General features: G+C 32.6%; 10 protein-coding genes. 8 read left to right on the top strand and 2 right to left on the bottom strand.

Translation table 11 applies throughout. The features are described from left to right. From WBQ70_RS05330 to WBQ70_RS05305, 6 genes are all read left to right on the top strand, one after another. Positions 1-1415 (top strand): sulfatase-like hydrolase/transferase (locus tag WBQ70_RS05330; protein WP_423911460.1); only part of this gene is annotated, 1415 nt, incomplete at its 5' end. Between the two features lie 45 nt (positions 1416-1460). After that, positions 1461-2354 (top strand): family 16 glycosylhydrolase, encoded by an 894-nt coding sequence (locus WBQ70_RS05325; protein ID WP_423911458.1) that lies wholly within the window; start codon positions 1461-1463, stop codon positions 2352-2354. Between the two features lie 14 nt (positions 2355-2368). Then, the gene (locus WBQ70_RS05320; protein ID WP_423911456.1) at positions 2369-3745 is read left to right on the top strand and encodes a glycoside hydrolase family 28 protein; all 1377 of its coding nucleotides are present in this window, start codon (positions 2369-2371) and stop codon (positions 3743-3745) included. A gap of 34 nt (positions 3746-3779) precedes the next feature. Beyond that, positions 3780-5039, top strand: coding sequence for a glycoside hydrolase family 117 protein (locus WBQ70_RS05315; RefSeq protein WP_423911454.1), 1260 nt, complete (start codon positions 3780-3782; stop codon positions 5037-5039). Continuing rightward, entirely contained in the window at positions 5039-6595 is a 1557-nt protein-coding gene (locus tag WBQ70_RS05310; protein ID WP_423911452.1) for a sulfatase-like hydrolase/transferase, read from the top strand. The genes WBQ70_RS05315 and WBQ70_RS05310 overlap by 1 nt, the downstream gene beginning before the upstream one ends. A 206-nt stretch (positions 6596-6801) precedes the next feature. After that, entirely contained in the window at positions 6802-6930 is a 129-nt protein-coding gene (locus tag WBQ70_RS05305; RefSeq protein WP_423911451.1) for a hypothetical protein, read from the top strand. A 76-nt stretch (positions 6931-7006) separates the two neighbouring features. Here the strand turns inward: WBQ70_RS05305 and WBQ70_RS05300 are convergent, their stop codons facing one another. Continuing rightward, a complete protein-coding gene (locus tag WBQ70_RS05300) occupies positions 7007-7387 on the bottom strand; it encodes a RidA family protein (protein ID WP_423911449.1) in 381 nt (126 codons plus the stop codon). Positions 7388-7540: 153 nt separating this feature from the next. Further along, positions 7541-10231 (bottom strand): putative LPS assembly protein LptD, encoded by a 2691-nt coding sequence (locus tag WBQ70_RS05295; RefSeq protein ID WP_423911448.1) that lies wholly within the window; start codon positions 10229-10231, stop codon positions 7541-7543. A gap of 136 nt (positions 10232-10367) precedes the next feature. Here WBQ70_RS05295 and WBQ70_RS05290 point away from each other — a divergent pair, with 136 nt between their 5' ends. Both WBQ70_RS05290 and WBQ70_RS05285 read left to right on the top strand, forming a co-directional pair. Beyond that, entirely contained in the window at positions 10368-11510 is a 1143-nt protein-coding gene (locus tag WBQ70_RS05290; RefSeq protein WP_423911446.1) for an N-acetylmuramoyl-L-alanine amidase family protein, read from the top strand. A gap of 50 nt (positions 11511-11560) precedes the next feature. Then, positions 11561-12426: MlaD family protein (locus WBQ70_RS05285; RefSeq protein ID WP_423911444.1), on the top strand; the 866-nt coding region annotated here is incomplete at its 3' end.

Raw genomic sequence — 12426 nt, 5'->3', positions numbered from 1 at the left:
CATACAAGGACAGGAAACCAGGACAACCTTTTTTCTATGTATTTAACATCGAAACAACACACGAAAGTCGCATTCATTTTTCAAAAGAAACAATGAATACTACTAAAACAGCAATTGATCCAAAGACGGTTTTTGTACAACCCAATCATCCTAATACAGAATTATTTCAATATTCAAATACCTATTATCGCGATAAAATCGTAGCGATGGATAAAGAAGTAGGTGAAGTGATCGATCAATTGAAAAAAGATAATTTGTATGATAATACTATTATTTTCTATTATGGTGATCATGGCGGGGTATTACCAGATAGTAAAGGATATTTAACTGAAACTGGTTTACACGTTCCATTAGTAGTACATGTTCCTGAAAAATATAAAAACTTGACTGTTTTTCAATCTGGTTCTAGAACGAATTCTTTCGTGAGTTTTGTTGATTTTGGAGCAACAGTTTTGAATCTTGCAGGTGTTAAGGTACCTAAAACAATGGATGGGAATCCTTTTTTAGGAAAAAATATCACAGCTAAGGATTTAGAGAAAAGAGACGAGACTTTTGGTTATGCGGATCGTTTTGATGAAAAATACGATATGGTGCGAAGTTTGAGAAAAGGGAACCTTAAATACGTTCGTAATTTTGAACCATTTAATGTTGATGGATTGATGAATGTATACCGTTACAAACAATTAGCGTATCAAGAATGGTATGATTTATTCAAACAAGGAAAGTTGAACAAAATTCAATCCCAATTTTTTGAGCCAAAAACTCCTGAAGCTTTGTATGATGTGATTAAGGACCCATTCGAAACTAAAAATTTAGTTAACGATCCTGCTTACAAATCACAGTTACTAGGACTAAGAAAAGAATTGTGTTCTTGGATGACCAAGCAACCTGATTTGTCTTTTTATCCAGAATTTTATTTATTGGAGAACGCAATTCAGAATCCATTAGTTTTTGGTAAAGAACATAAAAAAGAGATTAAAAAGTACAATGAAATTGCTGATTTAGCTTTGTTAGATTTTGAAAAAGCATCTCCTAAAATTATCAGATACTTAGATTCTAGTGATAAATGGGAACGATATTGGGCAGTTATTGCAGCAACTTCTTTTGGAGAACAAGCAAAATCATTAACCACTGCGATACAATCCGTGATGGAATTAGATTCTGAAAATATTAATAAAGTAAGAGCTGCTGAATTTTTAGGAATCGTTGCACATCAAAATACTTCAAAACAAATTTGCCAAGCCTTGTATCAATCTAATAAGGAAACAGAAGCTTTATTGATTTTGAATACAATGGTTTTAATGCAAGACTTTTATCAAAAATATCATTTTGATATAGATAGTAAAAAAATAAATAAAAAAGTATTGGAGGATAAATTAGTTGTTCAACGATTAGATTATTTAAAAAAAGTATAAATTGTTTATCTTTTGTAAAACTGAATAAATAACCAAACTAATTTTATGAAAATAATATTTAAAAATTTGAAACAAATTTCAATAGGTACCTTTCTAGTAGTGGCAAATATAATTTGTGCACAAAAATCACCTGTTTTTGAAAAAAAACAAGATCCAAAGGAATCAAAACAAAAATGGGAATTAGTAAAAAACATGTCGGATGAATTTGAAGGGAAGAAAGTAGACGAGTCCAAATGGCAAATTTCAGGTCAAGGGTGGATTGGTCGTGCTCCAGGATTATTTCAAGCCGAAAATATAACAGTAGCTGATGGTAGCATGAAAATAACAACTCGATTATTGCCAGAACCTATTGTAAAACAAAATAAAACCTATACACATGGTGGTGGTTACGTAGGTTCTAAAAACGCAATGACTTATGGCTATTACGAATGCGAAATGAAAGCTAATAAAACTTTTATGTCTTCTACTTTTTGGTTGATCAATGAAGGAAAAGATTTGAAAGGTTGTGATAAGAGAACTACGGAATTAGATATTCAAGAGTGCGTAGGACAGATTGTAAATAATGCCGAATGGATGAAAAATTTTGATCAATCAATGAATTCGAACACGCATAGTAGAAATATTCCTGAAGGATGTAACTATGAAAAAGGATCTAATAAAGCAGGAGGATTGATGAACGGAAAAGTATATGATGATTTTCATGTATACGGTGTTTGGTGGAAATCAAAAGATGAAGTATTATTCTTTTTAGATGGTAAATTTGTTAATAAAGTCAAGCCACCTGCTGATTATGATATTGCAATGTCTTTACGAATGGTAGTAGAAACTTATGATTGGAATAAAGCGCCTGCTGATGGAGGAATGACTGGCTCTGTTGCTGATAGAACTACTACATATAATTGGGTTAGATCTTGGAAATTAGTTGATAGCAAAAAATAATTAATATTATATAAATGATAAATTTTAAAAATGGAATAAAAACACTAGTCATCGTAGTGTTTTTAATTATTGTGTGTGCGTTCACGGAAAAAGAAAAGACGTTTATAGTCACTGATTATGGGGCTAAGGGAGATAGCTTAACTGTAAACACGATCTTTATTCAAAAAGCTATTGATGACTGTTCTACTAACGGAGGAGGAACAGTTATTATTCCAAAAGGAATTTTCATCAGTGGTACTATTTTATTGAAAGATAATGTGATTTTGAATATATCCAAAGAAGCCAAGCTAGTGGGCAGTTCTAATCCATTAGATTATCAAAGTATTGATACTTTTACTGATGCAGTGAAAAAAATTAGAGGAAACTGTTTGATTGGTGCTCTGAACGCAAAAAATATAGGTATTACAGGACATGGTATCATTGATGGAAATGGCGAAGCCTTTACAATGCCATTATTAAAATTGAAATTTGAATCTTTAGGATTGGATAAAAACACTAAAGATTTTGGTGTAAACCGTCCTTTTTTACTACGTTTTGTAAAATCAACCAAAATAAAAATAAAGGATATTACCATTAGACAAGCTGCGGCATGGGCGTGTCATTTTTACCAATCTTCGAATATTGATGTTGATGGGATGACAGTTTATAATCATGCAAATTCAAACAATGATGGTATTGATTTGGATTCGAGCCATGATGTCGAAATTAAAAATTGCAACATTGATACAGGGGACGATTCGATTTGTATTAAAGCTACTAGCTCACAACCTACTTACAATGTAAAAGTACGCAATTGCAAAATAAAAAGTGAATGGGGGGCTTTGAAATTTGGTACCGAATCTATGGGAGATTTTTACAATATTGATATACGAGATTGCGAAATTTACGATACTCGTGGTGGTGGAATCAAAATACTAAGTGTTGATGGTGCCAATATTCACGATATCAACATTCAAAACATTAAGATGGATGATGTCGAAATGCCTATTTTTATCCGTTTAGGCGAAAGATTAAATACCTATCGTGAAGCTGATAAACGCAAAGTAGGGACTATAAATAATGTGGTTGTCAAAAACATAAAAGCCACCACACGTAGCCTTGAAAATTCCCGTGTTAATCCACCATCAGGTATTTTAATTACAGGAACGCCAAATCATAAAATTGGTAAAGTAACTTTAGAAAACATCAATATTACTTTGCCTGGAGGAGGAAAAAAATCAGATGTAGGGATAATTGAAGAACAAGAAACTAAATATCCTGAATTTAGCTTTTTTAAAGTGTTGCCTGCTTATGGTATGTATGCTAGACATATTGATGGATTATCAACCAAAAATATTAATTTTAAAATAACAGCTGCTGACGAAAGAGAAGATGTTATATTAGAAAAATAAACAAACTAATTACTATTTGATATATATTAAAATTATGAATATAAACAAAAAACTATTATGTGTCGTTGCTTCTTTAGGTTTAGTTTTTACTTCGTGTAAAACGACCCAACAAAGCTTCCCATTCAAATTACCCACGGAGAAACCAAACCAAAAATTGAGTAAAGCAATGCAGCGTAATTACGACAATTATATGGCACCAAGACCTGAGGAAAATGAATTGTACACACAATTTAAATATACAGAAATCAAAGGATTAGATTATAGCAACCATGACGGAACAATTACACGTCGGGACCCTTCGAAAGTGATTTTTGAAAATGGAAAGTATTATGTTTATTATACACACAGACAAACTCCAACACCACCTAAAGGTGCTAAATTAGCCACAGAAACTATTCCGTCTGCAGATTGGGATTTGGCCGAAATATGGTATGCAACTAGTAAAGATGGTTTTACATGGGAAGAACAAGGGGTTGCTATTCCGCGTCCACCAAAACCAAATATTGGAAATCGTTCGGTCGCTACTGCTGATATTTTAAAGTGGAAAGGTAAATTTTATATGTATTATCAAGGTTTTAGTGAAGCCAGCGGAACCCGTGGTGATGACTGTCCTGTTTTAATGTCGTATGCTGATTCTCCTGATGGTCCTTGGACTGCAACGAACCAAATAGTAATTCCTAATGGTCCTAAAGATGCTTGGGATCAATACTCAATTCACGATCCTTATCCATTGGTTTACAAAGGGAAAATTTACTTATACTACAAATCAGATTTTGACGGAAAACCTAATCTAGTGCGTATGCAAGGTTTGGCTACAGCCGATAATCCTATGGGACCTTTTACTAAAAACCCATTGAATCCTGTTCTAGGCTCTGGTCATGAGACAACGATGTTCCCTTTCAAAGAAGGTATTGCCGCCTTTACAATTCGTGATGGCAACGAACACAATACAATTCAATATGCTAAGGACGGAATCAATTTTGACATCGCTTCAGTAACTGAATTGATGCCCGATGCAGCAGGCCCTTTTATTCCAGATGCTTTTACAGACACGAAAGATGGTAGAGGAATTACCTGGGGAATTAGCCATTTGACTACAGTAAACGGTTGGTCTACCAATCATGCTATTTTAGTTCGTTTTGATTGTGACTTGAGCCAAGATGTAAATGATCCAGATATGAAAAAAACACATATTTATACCAAACCAGAAGACAATTACAAGCAAGGTTTGAATCCAAAGCAGAAAGCTAGAATAGCTGAAGAAAATGCAAGAATATTAAAAAACACTAAATAATGAATCGCTATTTATTCAATACAAAACGATTATTTGTTGTTCTGCTAGCCGCATCATCGGTGCTCTCGTATGGACAAAAAAAATCAAAGAAACCTAACGTTCTCGTTATTTTTACAGATGATCATCGTTATACAGGAGTTCATGCACTAGGCGGTATGGACGTAAAAACACCTAATATCGATGCCTTGGCTAAAGATGGCGTTGCTTTTACAAATACCTACCTTATGGGAGCTTTCACAGGGGCTACCTGTGTGGCCAGTAGAGCCATGCTTTTAACTGGTAAACAATTGTTTAAACTAGGTGGCATTGGTCATACCATTCCTAAGGGAAATACGACTATTGGAGAAGCTTTTCAAAGTGCTGGCTATAATACTCATGTAATCGGAAAATGGCATCAGGATGGTGATGCGTTGAAACGTAGTTTTACTTCTGGAGAGAAAATAATGGGACGAGGTTTGTACTTACAAGACCATTTTAGAATGCCTTTTTACGATTGGGATAAGGCGGGGGAATTTAGTCTTGATGAATCCTATTTATTGGTTTATGATAAAGATGGAAATATTGTAAAAGAGCCTGCCCTTAGAAATGCTTTTAAGGGTCCTATTGGAACCGAAAAAAATGGACCACATACATCTGAAGTAATTAGTGAAGCAGCCTCAAAGTATTTTGTGAATTATAAAAGTAAAAAACCTTTTATGATGTATTTGGCTTTTCATGCCCCACATGACCCACGCCAAGCACCTCAGTCATATAAGGACATGTATCCTGAAGCAAATATGCAATTAACTCCTTCGTATATGCTGCAACACCCTTTTGATAATGGTCATATGTTTTTGCGTGATGAAGAATTGGCTCCGTGGCCAAGAACTCCCGAAGTAGCTAGAAAACAATTATCCGATTATTATGCTATTATTACGCACTTAGACATTCAAATAGGTAAAGTTATTGCATCACTAAAAGCAAGTGGTCAATATGAAAATACTTTAATTGTTTTTGCTGCAGATAGCGGACTAGCAGTAGGAAACCACGGTTTGATGGGGAAACAAAATATATATGATGAAGATGGTATTCATGTTCCTTTAATTTTTTCAGGAAATTTGATTAAAAACAAAGGAGAACGCTACGATGCCTTTTCTTATATCCATGATATTTTTCCAACGATTTGTGATTTTGTAAAAGTGCCTATTCCAGCTTCAGTTGACGGGAAGAGTTTAATGCCTGTTTTGAACAAAGAAGCCCAACAAGTTCGTACTTCAACCTATCATGCCTATAGACAATTTCAAAGAGCTTTGCGCAAAGGAGATTATAAATTAATTGAATATGTAAGAGCCAAAGATGAATCCAAAAAAGAAGGTGTTTTTGAAGCAGGTTCAAGAGTGACTCAGTTATTTGATATTAAAAATGATCCTTGGGAATTGTATGATTTATCATTCTTTCCCAAAAATCGTGAGCTAATTGCTCAAATGCGCAAAGAAATGAGAGAACAAGCCATTGAATTAGGTGATAAAAAAGAAAATGTACAAGGAGAAAAATATGATTACTGGGATTTTTATTAATTTTTTTAAATTTTGAAAATTGAGGTAAAACAAATTTGAGGTATGAATTCTTGATACTGAAAAAGAATAAAACTAAAAAATGAAAAACTCTTTTAAAGGAAGTATTTTATTGTTTTTTTCCGTTAATATTTGGATTTATTCCAAAATCAGACAAAGCGAGAGTACTTCAAGAAGTGTTGCTAAATTTTATAGAGCAGCGTTTCGGGATGTTTATTTGTTACAATATCATGTCCTATGGAGCTAAATGGAGTGAGGCTAATTATCCAATTTCAAAATTTAATCCTCAAAAATTAGATTGTAATAAATGGGCTGATGCAGCAGTTTCGGCTGTCTAGGAAAATACCGAGTTCATCCACTTATTTTTATCCCATATTTTAGTACGAAAACGGATTAAAAAATAGGTGGTGGATTTTAAATAATGGCTATCATTGAGATTTCAATATTTACATTTTTTGGCAAAGCAGCCACTTGAACGGTTTCACGAGCTGGAGCAGTAGTTTCATTCAAATATGAACCGTAAACGGCATTGATTGCGGAAAAATCATTCATATCCGTTATGAAAATAGAGGTTTTTACAACATGTTCAAAAGTCATATCGGCCGCTTTAAGTATGGCTTTTAAATTTTCCATTACTTGCTTGGTTTCTGCTTCTATGGATTCGGTAATAATTTCACCAGTTTCAGGATGCATCGGGATCTGTCCTGAGATATATAAGGTGTCGTTTTTTAAAACTGCTTGGTTGTATGGTCCTATTGGAGAGGGGGCTTTTTCTGTAAAGATGATTTGTTTCATGATAATTGTATGTTAAAATAAAATTGAAAATAATAGAAAAGTAAATTTACAAATTTATATTTATTTGGTAACCCAAAATAATTAAACTAAAAAAATATCTTCAATAATTAATTTTAGAACCTTTAAGAAATCACATACTATTAGTCAATGAGTTTATCTTCTAATGGAACTATTTTTATCCCATTTGATATCACTAAGCACTCCTGATTTAATCCCAATAAAGAAATTCCAGTTAGAGTTATCACCAAAAGGTGTCCAGTTAACACTCATTCTCCAGCTTAGCAAATCTCTTTCAAAACGCAATTGGGTATACGTAACTCCATTTTGAACAAAATCATATCCAGTCGAAGCACCTACTTTCCATTTTGGCGTTAAATCAGTATTAGCCGAAATCATAACAGAATTAGCTATGATTTTGTTTTCTCGATTATTATTACCATATGTTAAGGAATAGGCAAAGGTCATGTCCCAAGGTAATTTAGAATGGAAAAATTCAGAGATAACATCATCTCCTTCCTCTTCACTTCCGTCAAACAAACTTTTTCGGTTATTACCAAAATCATTAGCAGTACCAAATAAATCATCTTCACGACCCCCGTTTCGGGTTGTTTGAGAATCTTTACTTTTATCTTTTTCCTTACCATCTTTACTCGATATGGCATAATTTAATGTCATGTTAGCACTAGTCATTCGAAACAAACTTCCGTTATTATCAATATTGTAGGTGTTGATTCTGTTCCCTGAATTATCAATAGCATAGGGGTCTAAAGTCGCTCCGAAATTGACATTCATTTTTTCTTTAAATAATTGTGTTCCCCCGCTTACCCTTACAGGTGACCAAGCTAAATTAGTTTTACCATCAGCATTTAGGTTATAACTGGTAGATAAATTGAAATTATTAAGCAGCATTATTTTTTTAGGCTCCGTCTTAGTACTGTCTCTATCAGTTACTTTTGCTTCAAAAGTATTACTAATACTAATCCCTAAATTACTTGAATTAGTCATACCAGGAGCGCCATAAATACCGTTTTCAAATCGCGAATATTGCTTGGTCATTGTTCCAGTGGCATCAGTAGCATAAGTGTCATAGTATTTTTCAAAACTAGGAGTATAGCTGTAGGATAACGATGGACGCATGACGTGTCTAATTGATTTTATTTTTTTATCCTCTCCAAAATTGAAAGTACCATAAATAGTTGTTCCTAAACTTGATGAAAAAGAGTAGGTACGAAACGCATCAAAACCGTTTTGAATTTTATCTACAACAACACTTTTATCAGTATCGTAGCTTCTATTTAATGTCTTAGCTGTCCAAACTTCTTCATAATTAGCAGATGTTGACGCGCTGAAATACTTAAATATTTTAAAGTTTGTACTAAGTGGAATGCTGTGTTGTGCCCCAATTTTTGCATCATTAAACATTTGAGGTTTAAAAAAGAGAGAATCGGTTGTTGTTATACTATTTCTTCCGTTTAGGTTGTATTGAAAGTTGATGTTTTTTATAAAACCTTTCTTACTTTCATTTTCTTTTGCAAAAGGATAAATACGATCCACACTTAGCTGTAAGGTAGGAAGTGTCATATCTATAGCTTCCGTTTGAGTATTTTGTGAATGGGTTGCTGTAAGTGACATTCTGACTTGTGGAACCGAATTGAATGTTTTGGAATACGAGATAGAGGAACTTAGAGTATTATTTAGTGTTGAACCTATATTGGCCTGATTAATTGATTGGTTAAAATATTTACTGCTACCTAAATTGACAGAAGCAGAAAAACTAGAGTTTGGGTTGGCTTTCGAATCTCTTGAATGCGACCATTGAAGATTGTATATTTTTTGGTTAGAATAATCTGGATAACCTCTTTCGCTAGAAATAAGATTTTCATATCTAAAATTCACATTTCCTCTAAATTGGTATCGCTTTGCGTAAGAAGATTCAAATCGCATCCCATAACTTCCATTAGTATAGTAATCTGCAATAGCAGTTAAGTCATAATTGTCACTTAAAGCAAAATAATAACCTCCATTTTGTAGCGCAAAACCTCTTGTGTTAGAATCATTATAACTAGGCAAAATAATTCCAGAAACACTGGTTTCTTTTGTCATAGGGAAATAAGCAAATGGCAAAGCAATAGGAGTGGGAACATCTGCAATGACCATATTTGTCAATCCAGTAATTATTTTTTTTCCAGGGATAAATTTTACTTTATTGGTTTGAAAATAATATTCAGGTTTGTCCACATTTGTTGAAGTGGTAAATCGTGCGCCTTTTAAAAAATAAACGGAATCATTTTCTTTTTTGGTAACGCTAGCTTTGACTTTAAATTCTCCTTGATCAGATCTTGAATTCCAAATTAATGCTTTTTTAGTTTTAAAATTAAAACGAATGGAATCGGGTTCAACCACATTACTTCCTTGTTTGAAACTGGGATATTGAGTGTATTTACCAGTAGAATCTTTAATTCGTCCAGCATAAACTTCATTTTTTTCATAATCTAATACAATGATTCCTGACTTTAATTCAACATCTTGGTAATATAATTCAGCTTGATCATATAAGGTGATGTGTTTCTTTTTTTGATCAATTTTAGCATATTCTACTGCTTTATATTTGACTTTGCCCTCTAAAAATGCTTTTTTAACTTTTAAAGTGTCTACTTTTTTAATACTATCAATAGGTTTTGTAGTTTCTAGATTTGTTTTTATTGCCGTTTGTAAAGACTTGTCTGATTGTTTCTTAGGAGCAATGGTAGTAGTCTTTTTTGGCAAATCTTGAGAATATAAATTATTATATCCAATGGTTAGGATGAATGATAATAAAACGATATTAAATAAGTTTGTCTGCAAAGGTTTAAATACTATTTTTGTAAAAAATTATGGCTTGTTATTTGAAGTGACAAACTTACATATTATTTTTTGCCAAAAATAATCAATTGAATAAATTCTAGTGATAGCTTTCTAAATTAAATTAACTTTAAAATTTATGGACACCTTGAATAAAATTAAAGTAATTTTTACTTTTTTTATAGTTATAACATCATTCTCTACCTATAGTCAATCTAATGTTTTTAAAGTTACTTTGGATGCAGGTCATGGTGCTCATGATTTTGGTGCAGTATATAGCGGACGTGTTGAGAAAAATATTGCTTTAGCTATAGTTCTCAAAGTAGGAGAGATGCTTGATGCGTATCCTAAAGTAGAAGTGAGTTATACCCGTAAAACAGACGTATTTATTGATTTAGTTGAAAGAGCCAACATTGCTAATAGAGCAAATTCAAGTGTTTTTGTATCCATACATTGTAATGCTAATAAAAATACAGCAGCTGATGGTACTGAAACCTATGTGATGGGTATGAATAAGATTGCATCCAATTTAGAAGCGGCAAAAAAGGAGAATTCCGTTATTACTTTGGAGAAAGATTACAAAAGAAAATACGAAGGTTTTGATCCTAATTCACCAGAAACGATGATTGGTATGAAGCTGATGCAGGAAGAATATCTTGAAAATAGTATTTCTTTAGCAAGTAAAGTAGAAGATGAATTTGAAAAAATTGGTAAAAAAATTAGAGGAGGCGGTGTAAAACAAGCACCATTTATGGTTTTACACAAAGCCTATATGCCTAGAATTTTAATTGAAACAGGCTTTATTTCAAATCCCGTTGAAGGAAACATATTAAATTCTGAAGAAGGTCAAAAAGAAATTGCAAGATCTATTACTAATGCAATAATTCGGTATAAAAATGAATACTATGGTTCTGATGCTAATGAGCCTGTAAAACCAAGTCCTAAACCAGTGACAAAAGATACAACAGCTCCAATTAACAACACCGCTGACACTATAAAGGCAACTAATCTTGAGAGTAAAAGTAATAATGACACTGTTTTTAAAGTTCAAATTACTGCAATAAGCAAAAAGTTAGCATTAATACCTAAGAATTTTAAAGGATTGGATCGTATTTCGGTTACGTATGAGAATAATTTATACCGTTATATGTATGGTGAAACTTCTCAATATGAAGCAGCTAAAAAGTTATTAGAAGAGGCTAAATCAAGAGGTTATGAATTTGCATTTATAACAGCTTTTGTAGGAGGAAAAAAAGTTAACGTTCAAGATGCAATTAAATAAGTCCTAGTTCTAAATTATTTTATATTAAATTTGTCATAAATCCATACATTTTGAAACTATCAAGAGAAATTAAGACAGCAATTTTATTAATTGCTTCGATACTGTTATTTATTTGGGGGTATAGCTTTTTAAAAGGAAAAGATCTTTTTTCAAGTTATAAAACATTTTTTGTTGAATATGAAAATGTAGAAGGACTTTCTTCTTCGGCACCAGTAACACTCAATGGACTCGTTATTGGAAAAATTAATGGTATCACAATCAACCACGAAACAGGCAAATTATTGGTAAAACTTCTTATAAAAACGGAATTTCCAATTACAAAAACAAGCGCGGCACTAATTTACGAGCCTGGTTTTATAGGTGGAAAGCAAATTTCCATAGAACCTAATTTTCAAGATAAAGAACTTGCCGTTACTGGTGACAGATTAATAGGAGGTGTTAGACTTGGCTTGACTGAAAAATTGACAACCGAATTAGTTCCGTTGCAAGCTAAAGTTATGAAATTGATGGAAAATGCAGATCAATTGATTACTGGTGTCAATAATGTTTTAGACAAAAAGGCACAAGAGGATTTAAAAAAGTCTTTGGCTGAAATGAGTCAAACAATGGAAGAATTCCATAAAGCTTCGGCAAGTATGAACTCTATTTTGGATGATAACAAAACGCAAATAAAAGGTGTTGTAACCAATTTTAATAAAATTTCAAGTAATTTCTCTAAAATTTCAGATTCAATAAACAAGGCTAATTTAGGCAAGACCATAAGAAATTTAAATAATACAGTAGTAAAAGTCAATGGCATAATGGCTGGATTAGAGTCAGGAAGAGGCACTATGGGTAAATTACTGAAAGACGATGCCATGTATACTAATTTTAATAAAACATCTAAAGAATTAGAGGTTTTATTACAAGATATTAG

Source organism: Flavobacterium sp., assembly GCF_049590715.1.
Lineage (GTDB): Bacteria > Bacteroidota > Bacteroidia > Flavobacteriales > Flavobacteriaceae > Flavobacterium.
The sequence above is the reverse complement of the archived record's forward strand: the minus strand, read 5'-3'. Positions and strand labels throughout refer to the sequence as shown.

What these genes read in the sequence shown, in the direction of transcription:
- WBQ70_RS05325 (WP_423911458.1), top strand. Translation starts at nt 1,461, where the DNA reads ATGAAAATAATATTTAAAAATTTGAAACAAATTTCAATAGGTACCTTT.
- WBQ70_RS05320 (WP_423911456.1), top strand. Translation starts at nt 2,369, where the DNA reads ATGATAAATTTTAAAAATGGAATAAAAACACTAGTCATCGTAGTGTTT.
- WBQ70_RS05315 (WP_423911454.1), top strand. Translation starts at nt 3,780, where the DNA reads ATGAATATAAACAAAAAACTATTATGTGTCGTTGCTTCTTTAGGTTTA.
- WBQ70_RS05310 (WP_423911452.1), top strand. Translation starts at nt 5,039, where the DNA reads ATGAATCGCTATTTATTCAATACAAAACGATTATTTGTTGTTCTGCTA.
- WBQ70_RS05305 (WP_423911451.1), top strand. Translation starts at nt 6,802, where the DNA reads ATGTTTATTTGTTACAATATCATGTCCTATGGAGCTAAATGGAGTGAG.
- WBQ70_RS05300 (WP_423911449.1), bottom strand. Translation starts at nt 7,387, where the DNA reads ATGAAACAAATCATCTTTACAGAAAAAGCCCCCTCTCCAATAGGACCA.
- WBQ70_RS05290 (WP_423911446.1), top strand. Translation starts at nt 10,368, where the DNA reads ATGGACACCTTGAATAAAATTAAAGTAATTTTTACTTTTTTTATAGTT.